The sequence below is a fragment of the Thalassotalea sp. G2M2-11 genome (assembly GCF_017168195.1).
In the GTDB taxonomy this organism is placed as follows: domain Bacteria; phylum Pseudomonadota; class Gammaproteobacteria; order Enterobacterales; family Alteromonadaceae; genus Thalassotalea_E.
In genome coordinates this window covers 1-26,387 of record NZ_JADNYL010000001.1, presented here as the reverse complement: position 1 = coordinate 26,387, position 26,387 = coordinate 1, and the positions used below count along the sequence as shown (strand labels likewise).

Annotated in this window: 22 protein-coding genes and 1 tRNA gene; 14 read left to right on the top strand and 9 right to left on the bottom strand. The window is 39.1% G+C overall.

What is annotated here, in order from left to right; translation table 11 throughout:
- Nucleotides 1-29 precede the first annotated feature (29 nt).
- The 3 genes from IV514_RS00115 (at nucleotide 30) to IV514_RS00105 (ending at nucleotide 3,393) form a co-directional block, all read left to right on the top strand.
- On the top strand, nucleotides 30-1,370 hold the full coding sequence (locus IV514_RS00115; protein ID WP_206482883.1) for a sigma-54 dependent transcriptional regulator: 1,341 nt from the start codon (nucleotides 30-32) through the stop codon (nucleotides 1,368-1,370).
- Nucleotides 1,357-2,643 carry an ATP-binding protein gene (locus tag IV514_RS00110; RefSeq protein WP_206482882.1) on the top strand — a complete coding sequence of 429 codons (1,287 nt, stop codon included), beginning with the start codon at nucleotides 1,357-1,359 and terminating at the stop codon, nucleotides 2,641-2,643. Before IV514_RS00115 ends, IV514_RS00110 begins: the two co-directional genes overlap by 14 nt.
- Before the next feature lie 276 nt (nucleotides 2,644-2,919).
- On the top strand, nucleotides 2,920-3,393 hold the full coding sequence (locus IV514_RS00105; protein ID WP_206482880.1) for a cytochrome c: 474 nt from the start codon (nucleotides 2,920-2,922) through the stop codon (nucleotides 3,391-3,393).
- A gap of 254 nt (nucleotides 3,394-3,647) precedes the next feature.
- Here IV514_RS00105 and IV514_RS00100 read toward each other — a convergent pair whose 3' ends face one another.
- Nucleotides 3,648-4,337, bottom strand: coding sequence for a cytochrome b/b6 domain-containing protein (locus IV514_RS00100; protein WP_206482878.1), 690 nt, complete (start codon nucleotides 4,335-4,337; stop codon nucleotides 3,648-3,650).
- A 211-nt stretch (nucleotides 4,338-4,548) separates the two neighbouring features.
- Between IV514_RS00100 and IV514_RS00095 the strand changes: the two genes are divergently transcribed.
- Genes IV514_RS00095 through IV514_RS00085 form a run of 3 tightly spaced genes read left to right on the top strand, consistent with a single transcriptional unit; the run spans nucleotide 4,549 to nucleotide 8,968 of the window.
- Nucleotides 4,549-5,790, top strand: coding sequence for an HlyD family efflux transporter periplasmic adaptor subunit (locus IV514_RS00095; RefSeq protein ID WP_206482876.1), 1,242 nt, complete (start codon nucleotides 4,549-4,551; stop codon nucleotides 5,788-5,790).
- 50 nt (nucleotides 5,791-5,840) lie between these two features.
- Nucleotides 5,841-6,545, top strand: a complete 705-nt coding sequence (locus IV514_RS00090; protein ID WP_206482874.1) for an ABC transporter ATP-binding protein — start codon at nucleotides 5,841-5,843, stop codon at nucleotides 6,543-6,545.
- An 11-nt stretch (nucleotides 6,546-6,556) separates the two neighbouring features.
- Nucleotides 6,557-8,968 carry an ABC transporter permease gene (locus IV514_RS00085; RefSeq protein WP_206482873.1) on the top strand — a complete coding sequence of 804 codons (2,412 nt, stop codon included), beginning with the start codon at nucleotides 6,557-6,559 and terminating at the stop codon, nucleotides 8,966-8,968.
- On the opposite strand, the gene IV514_RS00080 is transcribed toward IV514_RS00085, so the two are convergent.
- Together IV514_RS00080 and IV514_RS00075 are read right to left on the bottom strand one after the other, a co-directional pair.
- Nucleotides 8,951-9,388 carry a hypothetical protein gene (locus IV514_RS00080; RefSeq protein WP_206482872.1) on the bottom strand — a complete coding sequence of 146 codons (438 nt, stop codon included), beginning with the start codon at nucleotides 9,386-9,388 and terminating at the stop codon, nucleotides 8,951-8,953. The genes IV514_RS00085 and IV514_RS00080 overlap by 18 nt on opposite strands.
- 62 nt (nucleotides 9,389-9,450) lie before the next feature.
- Nucleotides 9,451-11,319 (bottom strand): PDZ domain-containing protein, encoded by a 1,869-nt coding sequence (locus IV514_RS00075; protein WP_206482871.1) that lies wholly within the window; start codon nucleotides 11,317-11,319, stop codon nucleotides 9,451-9,453.
- Between the two features lie 228 nt (nucleotides 11,320-11,547).
- Here IV514_RS00075 and IV514_RS00070 point away from each other — a divergent pair, with 228 nt between their 5' ends.
- Entirely contained in the window at nucleotides 11,548-12,327 is a 780-nt protein-coding gene (locus tag IV514_RS00070; protein ID WP_206482870.1) for a helix-turn-helix transcriptional regulator, read from the top strand.
- A 72-nt stretch (nucleotides 12,328-12,399) separates the two neighbouring features.
- Here IV514_RS00070 and IV514_RS00065 read toward each other — a convergent pair whose 3' ends face one another.
- The gene (locus IV514_RS00065) at nucleotides 12,400-12,624 is read right to left on the bottom strand and encodes a cysteine-rich CWC family protein (protein WP_241242121.1); all 225 of its coding nucleotides are present in this window, start codon (nucleotides 12,622-12,624) and stop codon (nucleotides 12,400-12,402) included.
- A 282-nt stretch (nucleotides 12,625-12,906) separates the two neighbouring features.
- Between IV514_RS00065 and IV514_RS00060 the strand changes: the two genes are divergently transcribed.
- A complete protein-coding gene (locus IV514_RS00060; protein WP_206482869.1) occupies nucleotides 12,907-14,160 on the top strand; it encodes a sugar MFS transporter in 1,254 nt (417 codons plus the stop codon).
- A gap of 293 nt (nucleotides 14,161-14,453) precedes the next feature.
- On the top strand, nucleotides 14,454-16,433 hold the full coding sequence (locus IV514_RS00055; protein ID WP_206482868.1) for a methyl-accepting chemotaxis protein: 1,980 nt from the start codon (nucleotides 14,454-14,456) through the stop codon (nucleotides 16,431-16,433).
- Between the two features lie 48 nt (nucleotides 16,434-16,481).
- On the opposite strand, the gene IV514_RS00050 is transcribed toward IV514_RS00055, so the two are convergent.
- The gene (locus IV514_RS00050; protein ID WP_206482867.1) at nucleotides 16,482-17,231 is read right to left on the bottom strand and encodes a TIGR00266 family protein; all 750 of its coding nucleotides are present in this window, start codon (nucleotides 17,229-17,231) and stop codon (nucleotides 16,482-16,484) included.
- A 210-nt stretch (nucleotides 17,232-17,441) separates the two neighbouring features.
- Here IV514_RS00050 and IV514_RS00045 point away from each other — a divergent pair, with 210 nt between their 5' ends.
- A complete protein-coding gene (locus tag IV514_RS00045; RefSeq protein WP_206482866.1) occupies nucleotides 17,442-18,077 on the top strand; it encodes a thiol:disulfide interchange protein DsbA/DsbL in 636 nt (211 codons plus the stop codon).
- Nucleotides 18,078-18,330: 253 nt separating this feature from the next.
- Complete coding sequence (locus tag IV514_RS00040) at nucleotides 18,331-19,080, top strand: transporter substrate-binding domain-containing protein (RefSeq protein ID WP_206482865.1); 750 nt, start codon at nucleotides 18,331-18,333, stop codon at nucleotides 19,078-19,080.
- 16 nt (nucleotides 19,081-19,096) lie between these two features.
- On the opposite strand, the gene IV514_RS00035 is transcribed toward IV514_RS00040, so the two are convergent.
- Together IV514_RS00035 and IV514_RS00030 are read right to left on the bottom strand one after the other, a co-directional pair.
- On the bottom strand, nucleotides 19,097-19,459 hold the full coding sequence (locus IV514_RS00035) for a DUF2750 domain-containing protein (RefSeq protein ID WP_206482864.1): 363 nt from the start codon (nucleotides 19,457-19,459) through the stop codon (nucleotides 19,097-19,099).
- A gap of 15 nt (nucleotides 19,460-19,474) precedes the next feature.
- Complete coding sequence (locus IV514_RS00030) at nucleotides 19,475-19,951, bottom strand: acyl-CoA thioesterase (protein ID WP_206482863.1); 477 nt, start codon at nucleotides 19,949-19,951, stop codon at nucleotides 19,475-19,477.
- A gap of 179 nt (nucleotides 19,952-20,130) precedes the next feature.
- Between IV514_RS00030 and IV514_RS00025 the strand changes: the two genes are divergently transcribed.
- Complete coding sequence (locus IV514_RS00025; RefSeq protein WP_206482861.1) at nucleotides 20,131-22,509, top strand: DUF748 domain-containing protein; 2,379 nt, start codon at nucleotides 20,131-20,133, stop codon at nucleotides 22,507-22,509.
- Between the two features lie 15 nt (nucleotides 22,510-22,524).
- Complete coding sequence (locus IV514_RS00020; protein ID WP_206482859.1) at nucleotides 22,525-22,977, top strand: YaiI/YqxD family protein; 453 nt, start codon at nucleotides 22,525-22,527, stop codon at nucleotides 22,975-22,977.
- A gap of 5 nt (nucleotides 22,978-22,982) precedes the next feature.
- On the opposite strand, the gene IV514_RS00015 is transcribed toward IV514_RS00020, so the two are convergent.
- Nucleotides 22,983-24,329: a DEAD/DEAH box helicase gene (locus tag IV514_RS00015; RefSeq protein WP_206482858.1), complete on the bottom strand. Its 1,347-nt coding sequence runs from the start codon at nucleotides 24,327-24,329 to the stop codon at nucleotides 22,983-22,985.
- A gap of 185 nt (nucleotides 24,330-24,514) precedes the next feature.
- On the opposite strand from IV514_RS00015, the gene IV514_RS00010 reads away from it, so the two are divergent.
- Nucleotides 24,515-26,164, top strand: a complete 1,650-nt coding sequence (locus IV514_RS00010; protein ID WP_206482857.1) for a tetratricopeptide repeat-containing response regulator — start codon at nucleotides 24,515-24,517, stop codon at nucleotides 26,162-26,164.
- A 52-nt stretch (nucleotides 26,165-26,216) separates the two neighbouring features.
- Here the strand turns inward: IV514_RS00010 and IV514_RS00005 are convergent.
- Nucleotides 26,217-26,301: transfer RNA gene (locus IV514_RS00005), tRNA-Tyr, on the bottom strand.
- Nucleotides 26,302-26,387: the final 86 nt, after the last annotated feature.

Genomic DNA, 26,387 nt, shown 5'->3' with positions numbered 1-26,387 from the left:
TAACCATTAATCATGGATATGCCCTTTCAATGACCAAAATATTAGTTATAGACGATCGTAGCGATATTCGGCTTAGTTTAGCCGTACTGTTAGAAGATCACGGCTATCAAGTAATCGAAGCAGATAATCCTCAAAGCGCTCAAGTTCAATTAAAACACCAAGCTGTTTCGCTAATTATATTAGATATGAACTTTCGTCTTGATACCACTTCGGGGGAAGAAGGCTTACAGTTTTTAAGTTGGCTACAAAGCGTCGACATAGATACACCAGTCATTGCCATGACAGCATGGAGCCAAACCACCCTAGTTGTTGAAGCGATGAAATTAGGTGCGAGAGATTTTGTTGAAAAGCCATGGAAAAATAAACAACTCCTGCACGCTGTTCAACAACAGCTATCGGTTAGCCAGTTAAAAAGTGAAAATGCTAAATTTAAACAGCAGCTTCATCAAGACCAGACCAAGCACTACCAATGGCAGTCCGCTTGTATGGTTGAATTACTAGACAATCTCGACACGGTTGCTGCCACAGATGCCAATATTTTACTTACTGGCGAGAACGGCACAGGGAAAAGTGAGCTTGCCCGATATATCCATCAACATTCGTTGGTAAGTAGTGAAGCACTAATCACGGTAAATATGGGAGCTATCCCTGAGAATCTGTTCGAAAGTGAAATGTTTGGTCACACGAAAGGAGCCTTCACTGATGCAAAATCAAATCGTATCGGTCGTTTTGAATTAGCGGAAAATGGCACACTGTTTCTTGATGAAATAGCCAACATTCCGTTCACTCAACAAGCAAAGCTGTTACGTGTATTGGAAAGTGGCCAATATGAAATATTAGGTTCAAGTAAAACTAAACACGCTCATTGTCGGGTCATCAGTGCGACCAATCAGCACTTTCAACAGCTCATTGCTCAAAATGAATTTCGCGAAGATTTATATTACCGGCTAAATACTATCGAATTAACGGTGCCCCCTTTGAAGGAAAGAACCCTAGATATTGTGCCACTGAGTCAGTTTTTCATTCACACTTTCAGTAAGAAATATCAACGCACACTCAAAGAATTAACCCAAGGAGCCCAACAAGCGTTACTTGCATATCATTGGCCAGGCAATATTCGTGAATTAAGTCACCTTATTGAGCGCGCTGTTTTACTCAGTAGCAGTCAACGGATTGATGTTGAAGATCTGAGATTAACCGCAGCGCCCGCTAAAACAGAATTGCCCCTGATGCCGCTGAAAGAGGCTGAAGTCCTCTTGATAAAAAAAGCCCTGCTACAAACCGACAACCATATTCCAAGCGCGGCTAAGTTATTAGGTCTGACAAAATCATCCATGTATAGAAGAATAGAAAAATATGAACTGGCTTAAATCACGCTCACTAGAAAGCTTTTTAACGGCTAAATTAATTATTCTATCTTTACCTGCGGTGATTTTGTTGGCATTAACGGGGCACTATGCCCAATTACATTGGCAATGGATCATAGTAGCTGAGTTTGTTTTACTGTTATTTATTGCTTGGTCCATTGCTGCAATAAAGTACCGTGTACTGCGATCTTACACTAGAGCTGGCCTACATTTAGATGCGATCAAACAAGAAGATTATAATCAATTTGCTAAAGCAAGCTTTCCACAAGGTAAGGTCAAAGACTTTCACCAGCAGCTTAATCAGTTAAGTGATCATTTATTAGCACAAAAGGCTCGTTATGATCAGCATGTTTACCTCGTTTATCAATTAATTGGTCAATTAAATTCACCTGTTATCGTCTTTAATACTAAATCACAACTGACATTCGCCAATGATGCTTTTGGCCAATTATATCAGCAGCCTTGGCAAACCTTTCGCCATGCGTCTGCACAAAGTTTAGGCCTTGAGTTTGACGGCCAACATTGGCAGTTCAGTCAAACAACTAAGACGAAATGGCAAATTAAACACAGTACATTCATTGAAAATGGTGATCACCATCAATTATTAGTATTTATTGACATAGAACCCGCTCTTCGCGCCAATCAACTTAAAGCCTGGCAACAGATTATTCGAGTGTTAGGGCATGAAATTCGCAATTCTCTCACTCCAGTTTCCTCGATGGCCGAGAGCTTGGCGGATAAATCACTGATAGAAAAAGATAAAAAGTTACTTGAGATTATTGCTGAACGCTGTCAGCATTTACAAACCTTTGTTGACAGATACTCAATAGTATCTAAACAAACCAATTTAAACAGACAAGATATACATATCGATGATTTAGTAGATTCACTGAAGAACCTTTTCTCATCTTTATCAATAACGTTGGAAAAATCGATCGACACCTTGTGGGCAGACATTTATTTATTCGAACAAGTTCTCATTAATTTGATACAAAATGCACAAGAAGCTAACAGTACAAATGTACAATTAAATTTTTCAGCACACCAGCAACATTTTATTATTGAAGTGATCGATGATGGTCATGGTTTTGCCAATTTGGATAATTTATTTGTCCCACTTTATACAACAAAAATTGATGGTCAGGGCATTGGATTAAGTTTCTGTAAAAACATTATTGAACAACATCAAGGAGTGATTGAGCTACTTAATAATGAAGATCAAGCGGGTGTTACTGTTATGATAATTTTACCAAGCAAAGATTTAGCTAACGCGTAAATCAGCGATTACAAAAAACGGTTCGATTTTGGGAAAATTTAGTTCGATTTCGGACTTAAATGAAAAACAATCAATTAACTCTTTGTTAAATAATAATATTTATTGTTGTGACCATCAGTGCAACCTGTATGTATTTTAACCACAATCGACATAAAACAGCAATAAATATTCGCAAAATTTAAGTTAAGCTAACCTTAAATTATTGCTAAAATAATCGAGTTAGAAACGATTGATATAAATTTAAAAACTAGAATTAATTCAAATTAGGAATCAATAATGAAAAAAAATTTGCTTAAAGGTGCAGTAATTATCAGCGGACTGATCATCACCAATGGAGTTTATGCCAATACAGCGCAATCAGAAAAACATGCACAAAAAGCAACCGAATTACGCCAGTCAATTTTCAAATTACTGGGCAGTAATATGGGACCATTAGGTGCAATGGCTAAAGGAAAAATAGCATTTGATAATGCCGCGATAGAAAAGCATGCAACACGCATCAATCAACTTTCGTTAATGATTGATGATTATACTCAAACAGATACGTCAAAATTTAAGGTAAAAACTGACGCATTAACTAAAGTTTGGACCAAGCGTGATTTGTTTGAACAGCGCATTAACGATCTAACCAATGCCGCTGACAAACTAATAAAATTATCAAGCTCTAATGACAAGAAGCAATTAAAACAAGCAATCATCGGTGTAGGGAAAACTTGTGGTGGCTGCCACGATGATTTTAAAGCCGATTAAGATATTCTGCTGAGAGAAGAAATCACTTTAATCAAGGCGAAAATAGTACCGTTTAGTCATCTAAATCAACCATTTTCAACGTAGAGTAAGGTGATTTTAGCCTCAGCCCTTTGGGTAAGGGGTATTTTTAACGCTAGCGGCATTAGCTATCACTCATTTGGAACAAGCAAACGACGTTTATACGCTTTGCTATCGTCAAAAATAGCCTCTTGTAGAAAATATAAACAAGGGTTAACACGCCCTAGATACAATAATTAATAATAAAACTCTTCAACAACTGGCGCATTTAGCACCACCAGCCAATAAACAAATATCCCCACAGCGATAGCAGTGAGTAAAGCTTTGATTAATTTTGAGTGACCTATCGCTTGATCCGCTTCAATTTGCTGACTGTGCTTTTTGCCACTGAGCATAGGTTTAATTAAATTTTGCCTCTTAACCAATAAGTAATAAAAAACGGCAGCGATATGTATAGCTGAGATGATCACAATAAAATCAAAACCATTATGATGAAAAAATTTTACCATTCCTTCCATGTCACCAGATAGCACACCTGCGTACGGTCCAGCGGAGAAAACGTCATCACTCATAAATAAGCCAGAGATTGATTGCAACAAAATTAACAACAGCATCAATAAAACCATAAGACTGCCCATAGGGTTATGACCAGCATACTGCTTAACATTGTTATTGCGCTGGCGTATATATATACGCAATTGGTAAAAACTTGGGATGAAGTTTTTGAACTTCGCATGAGTAGTGCCGATAAATCCCCATATAATTCGGAACAGCACTAATGCTAACGCGATATAACCCAACTGCATATGCAGCTCTATTAGGCCATTATCTTGATCTGAGGTATACCATAACGCGATCAACAGACCAACAAATCCCCAATGAAAAAGTCGGATAGGCAGATCCCAAACCAAATGTTGTGTAGTCATCAACTTCGCTCTTTACTGATAATATCAGGCACTATTATATGAGGGCTATTTAGCTAATATCAAATGAATATCATGGTTCGTTTTCGGACTAATGTAACCACCACAATCGACAACAGAGCAACTATAGTTCTGATTTTTAACATTTTTTATCTTGGCATAATATTCGCTGTAGTAATCAAACTGAGATAAAACATAAAGACAAGCGCAATCAATGGATATAAAAAAATCGAAACAAGCCTTTGCCATTAAAAAAGTCATCTATTTACCACTGTTACTATTAGTGTTTGCTTTTATTTACTTATGGATTTCAAACAATTTCAGTGAAATCGAACTAAATAAGAAAGACTTACTGATCGCCTCCGTGCAAAAAAGTAACTTGCCTATAACAGTATCAGGTTACGGCAAGTTAACGTCTGAAAAATTACAGTTAATCACCACTAAAACAGAGGCAACCGTTCACGAAATCCTGTTAAAGCCGGGTGCAACCGTCGAACCACATAGCATCATATTACGCTTAGTAAATCCGAAATTAGCGCTGGCATTGACTAATGAACAACAACAACTTGCCCAACTTAAGGCGAACTTAAGGCAAATAAAAGTGAACAATCAGCGAGAAATATTAACGGAAAAAGCAAAATTAACTGAATTAAACTTCCAATACGAATCCGCAAAGTTAACACGTGTGGCTGAACAGAAATTAGCAACAAACGGCATCATTTCCGATATTACTCTTAAGCAAAGTATGCTGAATGAACAACAACTCAAAGAAAGAATATCAATCATAAATCAGCAATTAAGCCAGCTAACTAAAGTACATATTGAAGCCATTAATATTGTCAATGAACGCATTAAACAACAACAAGGCAAACTAGCCATACTAGAGCAACAACTGAATAACCTTGAGGTAAAAGCTGGAATGTTTGGCGTACTGCAAAAACTATCGGTTACATTAGGAGAAAGCCTTCAACCCGGGCAGGCACTGGCGCTAATCGGCAGTAAAGAAGACCTAATAGCAGAAATTAAAATTGCGCAACATGATGCACGACTTGCACAGATCGGGCAAACGGTATTCATAGATACCCATCAAGATAAGATGCAAGGCAATATCGTACGAATAGAGCCCACAGTGACGGATAATACCGTTAATATTGAAGTTGAACTGCCTGCGGAACTACCAAAAAATGTCAGACCAGAACAGAGTGTTAATGCAGAAATATTAATAAACACCTTAACTAACGCAACTTACATTACAAGGCCCGCTAATGCCAAGGCAGGAACAAATATAACGCTGTATAAGCTAAACGAAACGGTAGATTTAGCACATCGTACTAATGTTAAACTAGGCAAGAGTACCGGTAGATATATTGAAATTTTGTCACCCGTTGCTAAGGGTGAAAAGTTTGTCATTACAGATCTGACACATTACCAAGCAGACGAAATATCACTCAATTAGTGTGACGCAATTTAGATACTTTAAACATAACATCGAATATAGGCAAAAGAATGACCAAAGTAATCACCTTGACCAATGTATCAAAAATATATGAAACAGAGGAATTAGAAACTCACGCATTAAAATCAATAAACCTAACTATTAATCAAGGTGAGTATATTGCTATTTGCGGCCCTTCTGGTTGTGGTAAGTCGACTCTGTTGTCTATTTTAGGATTACTTGATCAAGCTTCTGGTGGCGAATATACCCTTGCGGGGGATTCGGTAACTTCACTCTCGCTAAACCAAGCAGCACAAATAAGAAACTGTCAAATAGGATTTGTCTTTCAGTCATTTAACTTAATAGATCAACTGTCCGTTTTTGATAATGTTGCACTACCTCTGCGCTATCACCATGAAAATTTCACGGCGAAAGAAATAGCACAAAGGGTTAACAATTGCCTTGAAAAAGTAGGATTATCACATCGGAGTCAACATACGCCCAATCAATTATCAGGTGGTCAACAACAGCGAGTGGCAATTGCACGGGCAATCATTGCTAACCCTGCCATTCTATTAGTGGATGAACCGACGGGTAACCTAGATTCAAGTGCAGGAGACAAAGTCATGGCACTTCTTGAACAACTTAATCAACAAGGCACCACCATTTGTATGGTAACGCACGACCCGAGATATGCAGATATGGCAACAAGGAAAATTCAATTACTTGATGGTCAAATATTACAAGCGCCTCAATCACCGGCACTTGCATCATAATGGTTATCAATATGAGATTATTTATCTACTTAATCAAACAGGCATATTTAAATATAAAGCAAAATGTTATGTTTTCTGCTGCGGTGATCATGACCATGGCAATAGCATTAGGTGCCTTACTATGCGTAGCAACACTAGCCTATGTGATGCTAATCAAGCCTTTACCTTACCCTGAACAGGACCAGCTATATGCTGTCGACCAGCAGCTCATTAACAGTGAAAATAAAACGGATAGTAACGCATTTATCTATCCAAATTTAATGCACCTTTATCAAAATCAACAAGTGTTCGAGCACAGTGCTTTAATGTATTTAGATGGTAGTGTCGTCACTTCACTACCTTCAGAGCCTATGATGGAAATAAAATATGTATCGCCACAATGGTTTAAATTACTGAATATCAACACTATCATTGGTCGACCCTTTAATGACAATGAAGCGCTCAATACATACAACCCGGTAGCGGTTTTGAGTTATCACACATGGCAAACAGAATTTAGCAGTGATCCGAATATTCTAAATAAAAATATCACCTTAGATGGCAAGAGCTTTTCCATTATTGGCGTAATTGACCCAGCATTTAAAGAACTCCCGATAGCAGGTGCAGGTTATAACACCCAGTTGTATTTACCTTGGGACTTTAATTCGGTAAGCGAACACGACCGAAAACAGTGGGGAAATGACGATGGCGGGTTAATGTTTATCGGTAAAACTGCATCAGGTTCTACGCTCTCAGTTGAACAAATGAGCCAACAGCTTACACAGTTAATAGACCAACAATGGCAGATACAAGTCAGTGACCAGCACTTTTTCAAAGATTGGCGTATTCAGATAAACACATCACCGTTAAAAACAAAAATCATCAGTGGTAGCACTAAAACGGTATATTTATTACTCATTGGCGCGATTGGCTTAACCCTGATCAGCATTGCTAATATTGCTAACTTACTATTATCGCGCAATGCAGAGCGCCAGCAACAACTGGCAATTACAGCCGCTGTGGGTGCCACAAGTAGACACATCTTTTACACCTTGCTCTGTGAAATTGGTCTATTAATGATCGCAGCGATGGTATTTGCCCAATTCATTGCAGTTTTGGGCTTTGACCTACTGCATTACTACTTAAACGATCATTTACCCAGACTCAATGAACTGAGTCTGAATGGCGTGTCAGTGTTAGTATCCTTTGGTAGCTTAATCATACTAACCTTAGCATTATCATATGTCGCAAAAAGATCAGTGAATTACCGCGCATTAAATGCCTCTTTACAAGCAAGTGGTAAAGGTAATGCTGTACAAGTATCAAAGAACACCCGTTCAGCATTTATTATCAGCCAAGTAGCTATCGCAACAACACTAATATTTATCAATGTCTTGCTATTTAAAGACGCCCTAACACTTATCGAGCAACCGTTAGGTTATCAACCCGATCACACCTACGCTATCGTGTTGTCTGTACCTGAAATGAAAAAAGAGGCTCGGCTAAGTCAATTAAACGCCCTTAAAACCGCATTATCAAATACCGCCAAAATTGACATAGTCAGTCAAAGTATGCGCCCCAGTATCTTTGGTACTTATGCCCTTACCACGGCTCATGATAACAAAGGCTATTCAATTTCAGGTAAAGACATAGATGAACACTATTTCAAGCTGATTAATCAACGCCTATTAGCTGGCGATAATTTTACTCAACAACAGGTCGATAACCGTGAGCCGCTTATAATTGTTAATGATATTTTTGCCAAAAGGTTGGCTCAACACGGTGATGTTATAGGAACAACATTTAACAATGGCGCCCGTATCATCGGTATAGTTGAAAGTATTACCATTCCTGGTACAAGTGTTAAACATCCGCGTTTCTATTACAGTGCTAGCCGTACAAGAAACATGTTGCTTGTTAAAGTTAAGCCGAATCAATCCCTAACACGTGAAGAAGTGATCAAAATAATAAAATCCGTCGATAAGCGGCTGAGCTTATTTAGTTTTTCTTCACTTACTCACAATAAAGAACAACGGTTATTTAGTGCCACCACAACAGCAACAGTAACCACTGCGTTGACAATAATCACATTGATACTTTCCGCAATCGGCCTGTTTGGGGTTTTAAAGTATTCGACCCGAATGCGACGATTCGAAATAGGCACCCGCATGGCAATTGGCGCAAACGGTCGCACTATTTTGTCGATGATCATTAAAGAAAATTTGTTAGCGTTATTGGCCGGCCTTATAGCGAGTGTTGCTATACTGCTGATCATTTATTTCTCAATAAAACAGCCACTGACTCAACTCAACGTAATAGAATTAATAACGATCTATTTATCAACCAGTGTGACGGTCATTGTTGTGTGCTTTTTTGCTTGTTACCTTCCAGTTCAGCACTTTATTAAACAGCCGGTCATCAATAACTTAAAAACCAGTGAATAACCCTTTTAACCAGGCAATGACACCTGAAGATGAACCTTGTTCAGGTGTCACTTGGTAACTCTGTTCAATCAATTTGATCCTTAATGAATACGTCCCTCCATGGTCCCACGGCCACCATAATGCAACAAGAGTTGGGGTTTGCTGATCAGCAGCAAGCGCTAAAATGCGCTGCCCTTTTTTCAACTTAGCAAAGTCAGCGAGTGCATTTTTTAGTACTGAGGGTTGATGTTTCCATGACTTGTCATGCCATTCATCGATTAAGGTTTCCCTCAAACTAGATAACACTTGCTGTGATTTGTTTTGTGCAAACTCACTTAGCATCATATTTAATCGCTCATCAAATGACCAAGTGATATTGTTACCTAGCGATTGTCGAAGTGGTTCTGTCAATTGCCAGATCTGTTGCTCTGAATAGCTCATGTTCACTGCCTTACTGGTTAGCTTGGGCTTTGCCAAATAATCTGGCGGCAGCCGTGCCACAATTAGTTAACCGGAAGTGGTTGAACTTGTGGCGCTTCTTGTTGCTCTTCTTCTACCGTATCTTCACCAATCCAATCAATTAAAAAAGCTTGTTGTTGCTCTGTTAATTCATCTTCTGACATTTTCACAACTTCTACCTGAGGATCACTAATAAACGTGATTTGCTTCTTCACGGTATGACCACGCTGTATATATTCAATAGTGGTAACATCTCCAGGTTCAAATTGCGCTAACGCTTTGTTCCATAATTTCTTCGAGCGAATTTCACGACGGCCTAATTTGACGATTTGATCTCCTTGTTCAACGCCAGCCTTATAAAGGGGAGAATTGACTAAAATTTGATTGGCAACCATGGCAGCCTTACCATCAAAATCAAACGAAACTTTACCGACAAAGGCACTCTCTTCATCTTTTTGCTTCACGGTTAAACCTGCTGGTGCTAATAAAGCAGAGAAATCAGGCTTAGTCTGCCCTTTAATATATTCAGTAAAGAATTTATCAACGAAGCGTTGATCCCCGGTTACTTTCACTAAAGTGTTCTTAATATCATCAGGTGTATAAGGGGTTTCTGAACGACCAAAATCTAGCCACATTTGTCGCATAAAGTCGTCTAACGATTTACCAGGAAATTGTGCACGAATGGATAAATCTAATGCCATGCCCATCGCTCTACCGTAGGTATAATAGCTAAAAAATGTATTTTTAAAGTTAGTTTTATCGATTGAGGTACCTGCATCAGTGAAAGTCGCTAACTGACTCGCCTGCTCAGGGGTTAAATATAAGCGCCCGCGCATAAAATAAGCTTGATTAACTATGGTTGCTAAGTGCTCAAGAAATTTTTCATGATCCCATTCATTGGCACGTCTGATAAATAAGCGATCATAGTAAGTGGTAAAACCTTCTGCCAACCATAAACTCGATGTCATGTTCGCGCCTAAAAAATCAAATGGTTCAAGTTCTTTTGGACGAATACGTTCCACATTCCACAGGTGAAAAAACTCATGAGATAAAGTACTTAACTGAGAATATTCAGCTTCATCTAGCGAAGATGATTTTGTCAGTATGGTGGAGTTGCGATGTTCCATACCATCACCGTTAACATGAGGTAAGTAACAAGCAATAAAGGTATATTCCCCATAATCAAATTCAGGTAGCTCACCAAAAAATTTAACTTGTTCAGCGACCACAGCTTTTGCCATATCTGTATATTTATCAATATCTTCGTCAATGCCATCATGATGTACCGCCAGATTAATTGTTTGGGTTCGACCATTAGAAGTCACTTGCCATGAACGTACTTGATGATTACTTAATTCAGTAGGGCTATCGAAAAAATAATTCAGGTTGGGGGCGGTAAAATGGTACTTGCCGCCATCCCCTTGTGGTAATTGCGTTGCCACCTTCCATTGTGCATCAAACGGGCGAAATTCAATGTCAATGGCTCTATCTTCATGATCAGTTGCCCACATAAAAGTGGCTGGCATGTTTAAGTGAGCATGGGTACGATCTATTTGCGTATAAGTGCCATCACCACGATCACCGAATAAGGTATATGTTACCGTGACCTCACCATCATGTCCTTCAATATGCCATTGATATGGATTAGGACGAGTAATTTTAAGAGGTTGTCCCATGCTATTTACTGCAGAAACGTTATAGACATTCTTAGCAAATTCATGCAATGCATAACGACCTGGTGAGGAACGACTCATTTGCACTTCTAACACCTGATTTTCAATATCAGAAAATGTTGCTGAAATTCTTGCTTCATGGTGCACCGCATTATCAAAAGACACCTGATAATGGGTTTCTCCGTCAGCAAAAGCCATTGGGCTTAACAGCAACCAGCTCAAAGTGACTAACTTTCTCATCTATAATCCCTAACCATACATTTGATATAATTTTTTATGGTGTTTAGTGTAATTATTTGTGCATACAAAATACAATCACTTTATTGTAAATAATCCCCTGCTAGCCTCCAGCCATTGTCAATAATAAGTAGTTAACACCTCGCATTTACCACCGTTAAACTTGCTATTTTGATGATTTTAACCAACACTTTATGTCATAAGTTCGAAAATATTATAATAAAGATAGAAATGACGACAACAGACAACCCTAAGAAGCTAACTACACCAATCGTTATTTTACACAAAGAAACACCTGCAATGACTGGACTAAGTGATTACCAGCACGAATGTGATCAGGTGATTTTTGTGCAAAATGGCGTACTATCGGTAATTAATGAGCATGGGCGCTATATTGTACCACCTCAACAAGCTATTTTTATCCCTGCAAACACCCCGCTTGAGCTAGTGGCAAAATCTGATGTGCTGCTCTCTTTTCTGTATTTTGAGCCAGCTGAAGCAACAGACTTTCCCAATGCTACTTGCGTATTATCAATTTCTGCTTTTGTTTGCGCTTTATTACTCGAAAGCCATGTCATAACGAATGATTACTCATGGCAAGGTAGCGAAGGTCGTCTATTACGTTTGATCCGTGATTATCTTGTCAAAGCTCCAACACTGGATACTTTTTTACCCTATCCAAGTGATCAGCGTTTAACCAATATTACCGATAAGTTATTAAAGCATCCGTCACTCAAAAGTGATCTCAATTCTTGGGGAAACTTTGTCAATGCCTCTTCTCGCACCTTAAGTCGCATATTTAAAAAAGAAACGGGGATCACCTACAGCACATGGCGACAAAAACTCAATGTGCAAATTGCTATTAAACACTTAGCCGCAGGCGACAGTGTCAGTTATATTGCAAATTTGCTCGGTTATGAATCCAGTTCAGCCTTTATTTATATGTTCAAAAAACAGATGGGCATTTCACCCAACCAATTTCTGCAACCAAGCACTAGTAGTCATCAATAGTGCGTATTGACTCGTCAATAAAATTTACACTCGGGTAAAAAAATAGCGCCATAACCATGAACAAGCTGAGTATTATTTAGCGGGTTGTGCATTATCAATGTTAAATTTTTCGATACACGCTTGGCATATACATACGTTGTTTTTCAATGATGCGGGTACTTGTTGCGTTAATTCACTAGGCACTTTAACTTTAGTGCACCAACATGCGTGCTCAGCAGCAATGCCGCATTGATTTTGCTGTTGGCATAATGGGCAGATAGTATCATCTTTATTCACAGTCATATTGTCTTTAGTCATCAAAAAACACCTTCTTTCATGCCCTGATCATCCTGCACTTGTCTTATTCGTTCTAGCACTAATATCAAGAAAAAATGGGCAACAGCCCAGCAAAATACTGCATACGTATTCAATAGAAAGCGCTAAATAGCCCACAAGGCTTAAAAACTCTGATATTAAGAGATATTAGCACGATAAAACCATCCTGTTGATCACTAAGATCTCTGGAGAACCAATAACACTTAGCCTGACAATTACGCTAATCTAGATTGAATTAATGATTATTTAGCATCAGGAAAAATCATGGCTACATCCCCGTCTGATATCGCTCCAAGCACAGTGAATAATACTCAAGGTGAAAATTATACTTTCGCCCTGACTTCGCTCACCACACTATTTTTTATGTGGGGCTTTATCACCTGCTTAAACGATATTTTAATTCCTCATTTAAAAGCAATTTTTAACTTATCATACAGCCAAGCGATGCTCATTCAGTTTTGTTTTTTTGGTGCGTACTTTATTGTCTCTATACCGGCAGGCATGATGGTGAAAAAGCTCGGCTATCAAAAGGGTATTGTGCTGGGTTTAATAATCGCTGCTTTTGGTTGTTTTAGCTTTTACCCTGCGGCAAGTCTACAGAGTTATTCAGTATTCTTACTTGCCCTGTTTATCCTGGCAAGCGGAGTTACAATATTGCAGGTATCTGCCAACCCTTATGTCAGCATTTTAGGGTCACCAGAAACCGCTTCTTCTCGCCTAACATTAACTCAAGCATTTAATTCATTAGGAACCACAGTCGCCCCCTTCTTTGGAGCCCTGTTGATTCTTGACCAAGCAACAACAGCCATGACGACAAGCCAGCAGGCAGAGTCCGTACAGTTTCCTTATCTGTTGCTTGCTGGCATGTTTTTAATACTTGCCGCAATTTTTGCCTATCTTAAACTCCCCGTGATTTCTCACCATATAGAGTCGCATTCATCCGACGTTCAATCAGGTAATGCATGGCAATATCAACATTTAGTGTTAGGCGCTATCGGTATTTTTGTTTATGTCGGGGCTGAAGTCGCCATTGGCAGTTTATTAGTTAACTTCCTTGCCGAGCCCAACATCGCCGCGATGGAAGAAGCCCAAGCCGCTAAATACATTGCCTATTATTGGGGCGGTGCTATGGTGGGCAGGTTTATTGGTGCCGGTGTGATGCAAAAAATTGCCGCGGGTAAAGTGCTTGCCTTTAATGCGTGCAGCGTCATTAGTTTATTAATTATCACTATTTTAACGAGTGGTCATATTGCCATGTGGGCCGTATTAGCCATAGGCCTATTTAATTCTATTATGTTTCCCACCATATTCAGCTTAGCAATTACCGGCCTGAAACAACACACCAGTCAAGGTTCAGGTATTTTATGCTTAGCTATTGTTGGGGGGGCTATTATACCGCTCTTTCAAGGGATGCTCGCTGATACCGTTGGACTTCAGCTATCTTTCATCTTACCGATTTTCTGTTATGTATTTATTTGTCATTATGGGCTGATAGGCTCTCAGCCAAAAGCAAAATAAAGCTTATTATCAGATACGGCATTATGCCGTATCTGAAACTCTCTCTAGGCATCACCAAATTACAAAACTATTTCAAATTAATTAGATCTTTTTTAGCTGTTTCATTTAAGTGACTGATTTTGTACTGTATTAATTTTTTTCTAATTTGGTCTTTTTTGACTAAAATCACATATTGGTTCATCAAGATTTTATATAATAATATTTATTGAAATCAGGCGTTTACGACTTTAGTACAATTGTATTACAACTTTATTACATGAGAAAATGCCATTATTTTATCTAAGGAAAGCAATATGAAATTCAGTGATATTACCTTTACCAAAAAAATATTGTTACTGTTAACTCTGCCCATTATTGGACTATTTTGGCTAAGTATCAGTACCATTTATCAAGGAGTGAATAAATACAATGAAATGGTTGAACTCGAACAATTAACGCAACTATCGACCAGCTTTAGTGCTTTAGTGCATGAGTTACAGAAAGAACGTGGCATGACTGCTGGCTATATCGGCTCAAAAGGACAAAAGTTTGCCCAAAAAATTAAAGGGCAACGACAAGCCACCGATGAAAAAGCAGCCAAGAGACGACAGTTTTTGGCCGATAATAGCTTTGAACAAAGTACCGTTAAGCAATTAAATCAAGCGATCAAAAATGAACTAATGCAGCTTGAATCAATACGCTCTCAAGTAGACAACTTATCTATCGAAGCAAGCAAAGCGATTAGCTTTTATACCAATTTAAATGCCAAGTTACTCAATGTTTCTGCCATTATTACCGAGTTAAGCACTGATCCTCGTATAACCCAACAAACTATGGCTTATTATAATTTTCTCCAGGGTAAAGAGCGAGCGGGAATTGAACGGGCCGTCTTAAGTAATACCTTTAGCCGTAATTCATTTGCAGACGGAATGTTTGTTAAATACATCTCACTGGTGACTCAACAAAACACCTACTTTGATAACTTCCTTGCTGTGGCGACTCAATCCAATAAAGAAGTTTACCAACGACAAACATCTCATCCATCAGTAAAAGAAGTTAATCGCATGAGAGCTATTGCAACCACAAATAGCGATAACCTTAATACTGATGCTGTGCACTGGTTTGATCAATCAACCGAACGTATCGGTCAGTTGAAAAAAATTGAAAATCATATTGGCAATACACTGATTGCCAATACACAAGAGATAAAAAATCAAGCATTCACTACCATGCTCATGGTAACGCTATTAGTGATTGTTTTAATTATCGGTACTTTTACCATTAGCTTTTTCACTATTAAAGATTTAACCACACGTGTCAGAGAATTAACTCAAGTAATGGCAAAAGTTCGTGACGAAAATGACCTCACGGTCAGGGCAACACTTGAAGGGAAAAGCGAATTAGGGCAAATAGCAACGGCGCTGAATTTAACGTTCAGTAAATTTTCTGGTGCCATTGATGAAATTACTACCTCAAGCTTGACCCTTGCTTCAGCTGCAGAGCAAACCTCTCAAACCTGTAACCGTAATTCAGAGTCATTAAATGGTCAGCAAGAAGGCATCAGTTTGATCGCCACAGCCATTGAAGAATTATCAGCCACGGTAAAAGAAGTAGCCACCAATACACAGCTCACTGCCGATTCCTCAAAAGAAGCAGATCAGCAAGCCCAAAGTGGCCTCTCTGTGGTGAAACAATCATATCAATCTATCGAGTCTTTAGCACAAGAGATTGACAGCCTAGCCCAACAAATCAACAACTTACATGAAAGTAGCAATAACATCACCAAAGTTGTGGATGTGATTAAATCCGTAGCGGAGCAAACAAATCTGCTGGCGTTAAATGCCGCGATTGAAGCTGCCCGTGCAGGTGAACAAGGACGAGGGTTCGCTGTTGTTGCAGATGAAGTAAGAACCTTAGCTCAGCGCACCCAAGAGTCCACCTCAGAAATTGAAGGTTTTATCAACTCATTACAAAATGATGCCAATGCCGCGTACAACGTGATAGAACAAAGTCAATCTAAGGCCGGTGAAGCGGTCAGTAATTCGAAGGACGTCGAGCATACCTTGGAAGATATCACTCAATCGATCAGCCAAATTTTTGAAATGACTGAACAAGTAGCAACTGCGGTAGAAGAGCAATCAGTTGTTACCCAAGATGTTGCACAAAATGTTGTTAATATTGAAGAAAAATCTGTTGAAACCACCGCAGGTGCTAATGAAATCGCGACAACATCAAAAGAACAGGCCATTCTTGCTGGCACACTGCAAGACTTAGCCAATACCTTTAAAACTTAACTTAAAGTCAAGTTAAAGAGGCGCAATCAGCGCCTCTTATTTCATCCATTATTGCTCACCATGCACACTACCGCCTAACTTAGGTGCATGCTGAATAATGCGATCAGCTAGACGAGAAAAAGGTAAACTCTGGATCCATACCTTACCATGACCCGTTAGCGTAGCGATAAAAAAGCCTTCCCCCCCAAAGAACATACTTTTAAGCCCTTTGGTCATCTCAATGCTATATTCGATACCATCGCTAAACGCCACCAAACAACCGGTATCTAACCGTAAAGTTTCTCCCGATAATTGCTTTTCAATCACAGTGCCGCCAGCGTGAACAAACGCCATGCCATCACCTGATAAATGCTGCAAAATAAATCCTTCGCCACCAAAAAAACCGCTCCCTAAGCGTTTATTGAAGGCAATATCAACTTGAGTTCCATGCGCCGCGCATAAAAAAGCATCTTTTTGGCAGGTCACACTTCCTCCCATTTGCGCCAAATTTAATGCAATAACAGACCCCGGAAATGGGGCAGCAAAGGCGACCTTACGCTTACCATATGCATGACTGGTAAAGTGTGTCATAAAAACAGATTCACCGGTTAATGCACGCTTACCCGCCGATAACAACTTACCAAACAACCCTTGATCGGCCTGTGAGCCATCACCCATTTTCGTTTCAAACTCAATACCATCTTCCATATAATTCATGGCACCCGCTTCTGCAATAACGGTTTCTCCTTGATCAAGCTCGATCTCAACCATCTGCATTGATTCACCGATAATTTGATAATCTATTTCATGACTTTGCATGTGTACTTTCCTTTGTCTTAGAGCTGTTGCTACTCAATGTTAAAGTAGCATGTTACATAAATATTTACATAGTTTGCGGAACTGAATCGGTTAATTCACTGTCTATTGCAGGGAATAACTCTTGTCAGATATTACCTATTTCATTAAATAGTGATATTATCGAATGACTTATCTTTATTAATTTATTACATCAAAAACGAGTACGCTTTTATGAAAAAACTGTTGATTGCCTTTTTTGCTGTCGCTTTTCTACCATTAGCAGCCAATGCAGCTAAGTATGAAGAAGGCACCCATTATTTCGTTGTCCCCGGCCAACCAACAAACAGCCCTGAGGTACGAGAATATTTTTCTTATTACTGTCCGCACTGTCGCAGTTTCGAATCATATCTTGGCGAAATTGAAAGTAGTCTACCTAACGGAACTAAATTAAAGAAAACCCATGTAGACTTTATGGGACAAAGTTCGCCTGAAATCCAAACCATGTTAAGCACTGGCTTAGCGATTGCTGAAAAAACTGGGCTAGCCAAACAGTTTAATGCCGAAGCATTTAGCTATATTCAAACAAAACGTCAACCAATCACCAGTCTGGATGACGTTCGTAAAATTTATATTGCCGCAGGTGGTGATGGTGCCACCTTTGATAAAGGCACCAAAGGTTTTGCAATTAGAGGCCAGGTTAAGCGTAATAAAAAAGAACAAGATAAGTTATCTCGTGGTCGCTACTTAAAAAGCGTACCAACGCTAGTAGTTAACGGTAAGTACTTAATCAACAACAAAGAACTTGACCCGAAAAATTTTGTCCAAGATTACAAAGCTCTTATCGCTTACCTACTCACTTTAGACTAACAAAACCTGTAGAGTCGTAAGTACATACATTGCTTACGACTCTATTCATTTTTACTGTGCTAGCTAACAATTACGCTAACATTACCGTTTACCCCATAAACTTCAATATCCAGCCTACATCTAGGCTGCAACAGACTTACTGCAGCACATAGATTATTCGCCTATACTTGTGGCTATAGCGCTTAACTGATACAAAATTAAGATGACGATAAAACCATTGCTAATTTGTTCAATTTTCTACTTAATTCTAAGTTTGAGCAATGAATCTAAGGCTGAAAATTTTCAAGAATGTGATGTGCCTTTGGTATTATCTTCTACGTCTGATTGGTATCCATACCTTTATCAACAGGGAAAGCAAAGCTTAGGGGTTGATGTTGAGTTACTTAAACAGATCCTGTCAAAAATGCAATGCCAGCTTAAAGTAGTTCACTTTCCTGAAAGACGATCACTTTTTGAATTAAGTTCAGGAAATTTTGATATTGGCCTTGGAGCAAGCTTTACCAAAGAAAGGCATAAAAAATTTGATTTCTCATTACCTTATCGCTTTGAGAAGAACCGTTTTGTCTATCGGGCAAGTGATAATACACTTGAAAATATCAACGGCTTAACGGAAATAATCGCTGCTAAAAAAGTTATCGCCGTTAATTTAGCTGGTTGGTATGGTCATGAATTTGAACAAGCCAAAACCCAATACGATGGCTTTATTTTCTCGGATACCGTTGCAAAACGGTTAAAAATGCTTGCCTATAACCGAGTTGATGTAGTCGTTGACGATGATATTGTACTTTGTAGTGAACTCGCTCGCTCAGAATTCCCTGAGCTTGTCATGCACCCTCTGATTATTTCTAGCGCAGATATTCATTTCATTTTCAACCGAAAGAGAATATCGCCCTCCTTTGTCCGTCAATTTAATCAAATTCTCAGTGAGATGAAAAAATCGAGCGAACTCGAACAACTCTATCAAAACCAACTGCCGAGTAATTGTATTAATCCAAGCTTTTAATGTTTGACTAGCGCAACTACTTCGTACGCTTTTTACGACAGCGTTCAATTTCATAAGCTAACTCATCCGGTAATAATACTATTCCCATTGCTTGTTGATCAGGGTTCACCACTACCGCTAAATCATCATCGACAAGTCCTGGTACCCAACGATTAAGCCAATCATTAATCGTTACGGCTTCTGCTTTACAAGATTGCCATTCACCATTTATCCACGCATCCGCTAACACTTGCTCAGACCAAACAGGCACACAATCTTCATCTTCACTATTTAACATCATACAACCATGCTCATCCGTTAATAGCCATAACGTCTCTGTTGTCACCACAGCTTTAGCAAATGATGAAATGCTTTGATCAAATTGAGTGTTCTTACTCATAATAATATCCTAAAGTTAGTCGACAAAGATCTGCATCTCATCACCGATTTGTTTACGCATTTCCATTAAGCGCTTCGCTGTAGCATGCTGTTTTTTATCGGCTGCGGTCTCAGGTATCCACTCTGGTACAGATATTTTCTCGCCATGTTCATCAACGGCGACCATGATCACTATACAGTGGGTAGTTAAGCGGCGATTTAACGACTTGGGATCACAGGCACTAACTTCTAATGCAATATGCATCGAAGAGTTGCCTGTTAATATCACTTTAGCATTAACTTCGACTAAACTCCCCACATGAATTGGAGAGACAAAACGAATTCCACCAGCGTAGGCTGTCACACAATATCGGCTACTCCAACCAGCAGCACAAGCATATGCAGCTAAATCGATCCACTTCATTACGGCGCCACCATGCACTTTGCCACCAAAGTTGACATCTTGTGGCTCAGCTAGAAATCGTAAGGTTAATTCTCGTTGTCGTTTCGTCATATTTTCACTCTACACTTGACCAATCTAACTCAAACTACCACTTAGCTGACAATAGATGAAACAATTTTTGCCTTTTCAATAGTAGATTAGCGCATAACTAATGATATTCATGTTACGACTTATTCGTTAAAATAGTCTTGCAAAATAACTGCACCAACTTTGGAATATGGTAATACTCAATGAAGAAGCTGTTTTTTTCTACCCTTAAATACATAACGATTATTTTATTTTCCCTGTATTTTATCATCTGGTTGGCCTCACCAATGATCATTGGAAAAGTCGTACAACAGCAGTTATCTCCTTATCAATTATCACTCGCTGAACAATCACATTTTCGCTATAACCCCTTTATTTCTGCATTAACCATTGAAGATTTGGTTATCAATAAAAACCAACAGAAGATGTTGGCTGTGAGCAAGCTTTGTATTGAATTAAACTTATTACAGTTAATCTTCGATAAGCTATCTATCAAATCCTTTGAAATTAACGGCCTGTATACCATTATTGAATTGGTTAATAATCACTGGCAAGTGGCTGGCATTAGCTTAGCTAACAACAATGCACCTGATTCATCGCCATCAGATGAAGATAAAACGCCAATGCCTTATCAAGTGATCATGCCCAAGTTGGAATTATCACAAAGTGAAATACTAGTAGTTCACCCAAAGCAAAAACAGCTAATCGCAATAAATGCGTTAACCGTCAGCGATGTTAAAGCTAATAAAGACACACAAACCGCGACGGTCCAATTACAAGTCGCTATTGAACAATCACAATTAGCCACTGAAGCTAAATTTGTAGTCGTTGATAATAAAGTTCATATTAAAAATGCGTTATCCTTAGATGATTTTCAACTAGCTCAACTTCTGCCTTGGCTACCGGAAGAATTCAATGCTTTATCTGGTGCACTCAGCGTCACAGGACAACAAGAGCTAGACATTAACGATCAGAAAATCAATATTGTACTCACTGATACCCACCAATCACTTGAACAGTTGACACTAAATACTCAGGGGATTAATTTCACAGCGAGCCAACAAGCATTTACCAGCTCAACCCTTAACATTCACCTTCAGCCGGAAAAACCAGTGTTAATTGATGGCGAATTTAATGTAAAACTCACAGATACATTGATTAACAGACAAGATGAGCTCCAGCAAACATTAGCAGCAATTGCGCAAGTAGATACCGGTCTTGTTGCAATTAACACTGAAACATCAATTCAACAATTACACTTGCCAAAGTTAACAATCACCAACGCTGTGATAGCGAAAAATCAAGGTACGCAATTACCTGCGTTAACACAATTTGAGCAACTCACTGTCACTGATATCGCATTATCAGCGCTTGGGACAAAAATCAAAGAGATCAGCATTGCTGGCTTGGCCGCAGATATTTCTTTAGATAGCGAGAAGAAAGTCTCTAACTTACAACCATTTGAATCCTTATTAACCAATAAACCACAAAGTAACACTACTGAACAGCAACCTGTCGCAGCAACAAAAAAGGCAGTACCAGCATCAAACTATCCAATTAGCATTGAACGCTTCCAATTCGCTGATGACGCCAGTATTCACTTCACCGACAATAGTGTTGATCCTGCTTATGAACGAAGCTTCATCATCGAAAAACTATTATTGGGACCCATAGACACGCAACAACCGGATTTAGTCAGTAAATTTTCACTGGCGGGCAAAAGTAATCAATACGCAATTTTTGACTTTAATGGTTTTGGTAAGCCTTTACTACCAGAGCCTGAACTACAATTAACAGCTAATCTGAAGGAGTTAGATTTACCCAGCGTTTCCACCTACATCAAAGATGCCCTGAAGTATGAAATCAAAAGCGGTTTACTTAATTTAGCAATACAAGCTGAGCTCAAAGGTGAGCAACTAACGGGTGAAACCGACATTTTATTGCAAGGCATCGACCTAACGGCCGCCGATGACCACCAAGCAAACTCGCTCAGCGATAAAACAGCCATTCCATTTTCTGCTGCGATTGGCATGTTAAAAGACAGTGATGGCAACGTTGAATTGAATATTCCTTTATCTGGCAAAACCAGTGATCCTAGCTTTGGCACCTCTGGTATTTTTAGTTTACTCGTCAAACAAGCCACCATGATGGCGGCAAAAGAATATCTGATGACAACCTTCGTGCCCTACGCCAAAGTTGTCTCCGTTGCATTAGCGGCAGGTAATGAAATGCTTAAACTGCGCTTTAATGATCTCATTTTTGCGCCTAAACAAGTAACATTATCGGATGAACATCAGAGCTTCCTTGAACAATTTGCCGCATTAATGAAGGAGAAGGACACCACACAAATGACCATATGCGCGATTGCGGCTCCTCAAGATATTGATTTAGCTGCAGGTGATGAAGTTAATAATAAAGAAGATATCAAGCAACTACTCAAGCTGGCTCAAACACGATTAGACAATTTTAAACACCGTATGGTTAATGATTTTCAACTCAAGTCTTCACGCTTGTTATTGTGTACTCCTCAAATTGATTCAAGCAAAGGTGCTAAGCCTAGAATCACTTTTACTAGCAACTAACCAAGGAAACACGTTATGAAAATTTGGGTCGATGCGGATGCTTGTCCTGTCGTTATTAAAGAGATTCTGTTTCGTGCAGCCGAACGCACTCAAATAGAAACCTGCTTAGTAGCGAATCACGCTATGCGAATTCCGCCATCTAAGTATCTTAAGTTTATCCAAGTAAGTAGCGGTTTTGATGTTGCTGATAATGAAATTGTCAAACGTTGCCAAGCAAGTGATTTAGTGATCACCAGTGATATCCCACTAGCCGCCGAGATTGTAGAACAAGGCGCTACGGCATTAAACCCTCGGGGTGAGCTTTATACCATGAGCAATATCAGACAACGACTTAATATGCGCGATTTCATGGACACCTTACGTTCCAGCGGTGTTGAAACGGGTGGTGTTGCACCGATCAGCCAAGCTGACCGCCAAGCCTTTGCGAATAACTTAGACAAATGGCTAGCTAAAAATAACGCTAACTAACGCGTTTAGGCCTTTGGCTTTTTTGCTCGCTTAGGCTTAGATGTATTCACTTTTGTTTTTTTATCATAATTGACGTGCTTGGCATTCTTGCCTTTTGGCTTATGTCCCCTTGCATTTTCAGCAGAGCGTTGTCCATCTTTATGCTCGGGTTTTTCTTGCTTGGGCTTTTTTGGTTTCTTTTTCTTAAGTGGACGAATGTCTCTCGAAGGAGGTAATTCATTAATAGGCTCGAACCCCGGCTCAAGTTTACGCTCAATATGTTGCTGTATTACATACTCAATATCTTGTAATTGTTTATGCTCATCAGCACATACCAAAGAAATTGCATGACCTGTTGCCCCTGCTCTGCCGGTACGACCAATCCGATGTACATAATCTTCCGACACATTCGGTAGTTCAAAATTAACCACTTGTGGCAGCTGATCTATATCCAAACCACGTGCAGCAATATCTGTTGCGACTAACACTCTGATATCACCAGATTTAAAATTTGCTAATGCTTTTGTTCTGGCTCCTTGGCTTTTATTACCATGAATAGCAGCACTATTAATTCCTTGGCTTTCGAGATCTCGAGTTAACCGATTAGCGCCGTGTTTAGTTTTAGTAAAAACCAGTACCTGCTGCCAGTTATTTTCCTCAATCAAAAAACTCAGCAATTTCGGCTTCACTTTTTTATCCGTTGGTATTACCACCTGCTCAATAGTTCTCGCTGTAGAATTTTCAGGGTTGACTGAAATTTCAACGGGTTGGTTAACCAAGCCTTTCGCCAATTCACGGATTTCAGGTGAAAAAGTTGCGGAAAACAACAGGTTTTGTCTCTGTTTGGGTAATAAGGCAATAATCTTTTTAATATCTCGGATAAAGCCCATGTCTAGCATTCTATCAGCTTCATCCAATACTAGAATTTCAAGCTGAGAAAACTTAATCGCATTTTGATTATATAAATCTAATAATCGACCCGGTGTCGCAATTAAAATGTCTATTCCTTTGCGTAGCTTCATCATTTGAGGATTTATTTTAACCCCACCAAAGACAACGGCTGACGACAAGGATAAACCACTAGAATAGTCAGCAACACTGGCTGCTACCTGCGCGGCAAGTTCTCTAGTTGGTGTCAAAACTAACGCTCGCACATGATTGGCTTTAGCCCTTTGTCCTTTCGACAATAACTGCAACATAGGTAACGTAAAACCTGCGGTTTTTCCTGTACCTGTTTGTGCTGCAGCCATCACATCTTTCCCAGATAAAATAGCGGGTATTGCTTGTGCTTGAATAGCTGACGGCGTGGTATAACCTTTAGTATCGATCGCACGCAGGATAGGCTTAGATAATGCTAACGAGGAAAAACTCATGATATGGCTCTTTATTAATGTGGACGAGCTGAACTACAGCGGCGCTGAAGCATACAGTATCGCCACCAGTTTAGCAATATATCGTCATTTTCATCCCATGCGCACAATAAGAAAGCGACCCCCTCTAGACAAGTTGTGAAAATTCCGCTAAAAGCAACTATAGCATGATCAAATAAAGGGAATTCATGAGCCAGATTGATTATGGAAACAAACGTTTCCTTATTGTTGATAATATTAAACAATCAAGCGATACGCTTAAAATATTCGCGTACAGTTTAGGCGCATTAAGTGTTCATACAAGCAGCCATGCTGCTGATATTCTACAATTATGCGAATACAATGAGTTTGATGTTATTTTAATGGGCTATGATTTAGGACCCCGAAAAAAGAATGGTCAACAAATATTAGAAGAGCTCAGATCCAAAGGCAAAATTTCACGCAAATGTATCATCATCATGATCACTGCAGAAGTCTCACAAGCTATGGTATTAGCCGCATTAGAACACAAACCAGATGAATACTTAACCAAGCCATATACCCTTAAAGATCTCAGTGTTCGGCTTAGTCGTTGCTTCGAAAAGAAACAAGTAATGGCTGACATCTATCAAGCAATGGACAGCAATAACCGGCAGCTTGTCATTCAATTATGCAATCAATTAATCAAGCAAAACTCACCGTTTAGAAATGAATGTCTAGGTATCAGAGCTCGGCAACACTTTGAATTGGGTGAATTTAAGCAAGCACAAAAAATTTATATGGCATATATAGGCACACCAAATTGTCAGTGGGCCGCTATTGGTATGGGCAAAGTTGAATTAGTAAATAATAACTACCCTATAGCTGAAAAATACTTTGAGGCCGTTATTGATAACAACCCACTGTATTTATCTGCCTATGATTGGCTTGCTAAAACTTATGAGCTCGATAATAAGTTTGATAAGGCAGAAGAAGTGCTAGAGAAAGCATTAATGGTATCACCAAGATCGGTAACACGTTTGAGAAAATATGCTGATCTCTGCCTTAACAATAACCGATTAGACAAAGCTACTAAAGCCTTGTCTAAAACTAATGAGTTAGCTTATCACTCTATTCACAAACATCCCGAAAATGCGATACAGTTTGCCGAAGCTGTCATAGAAAATCACAACAATTTAAGTCAGTTTGAGTTAAGAAAGCTCAATAATAAAGCCTGTGAATTACTGACAAAAATGACCAAAGACTTCCCTAGTGATGAAATTAAGCTACTCGCACAATTTTTTACCGCACGTTTACATGGCTGTACAAACAATAAGGTTGCCAGTCAATCCACACTAAAAGAAGCAGAAAGATTACTAAATAGTCATAAACAACAATTATCTCCTGAACACACCTACAAAATCGCCCGTTGTTTGATTGGTTTACACAGGAGAAAACAAGCGAATGATTTATTACAACAATTGGCGCAAGAAAATCCCGACAATATGGAAATATTATCAGAAGTTGTCGCCTTATCTGACAAAGCGGTTACCGAACAAGACAAATTAGCAGCACAGAACGCTTTAGAAACGGGGATAAAACTCTACAAGGCCAATCAATATACCTTAGCCATCGATAAACTTAATCAAGCGCTATACCACTTTCCGAATCACATCGGGATAAAACTTAATTTGCTGCAAGTTTTATTGGTATCTTATGAAGTAAACCCGAGCCGCGTTGATGACTTTAAACAAGCAAAAGTGTTAATGAAGCAGTTGAAAGATCTTTCTCCAACCAGTGAATCCTATAAACGATTCAATAAATTACGCAGTAAATACCAACAACTGCTCACTTTCTCCTCACACCAAACACCTAAATAACATTATTTAATAGCAGAAACAAAAAAGCCTGCAAATGCAGGCTATTAAATGATGGTGGAGGGAGGTGGATTCGAACCACCGAAGGCGGAGCCGTCAGATTTACAGTCTGATCCCTTTGGCCACTCGGGAACCCCTCCAGAAGAAAAAGCCCGACATTAAGTCAGGCTATATCTTTAATAGGTGCTTAGCAATGACCTACTCTCACATGGGAACTCCCACACTA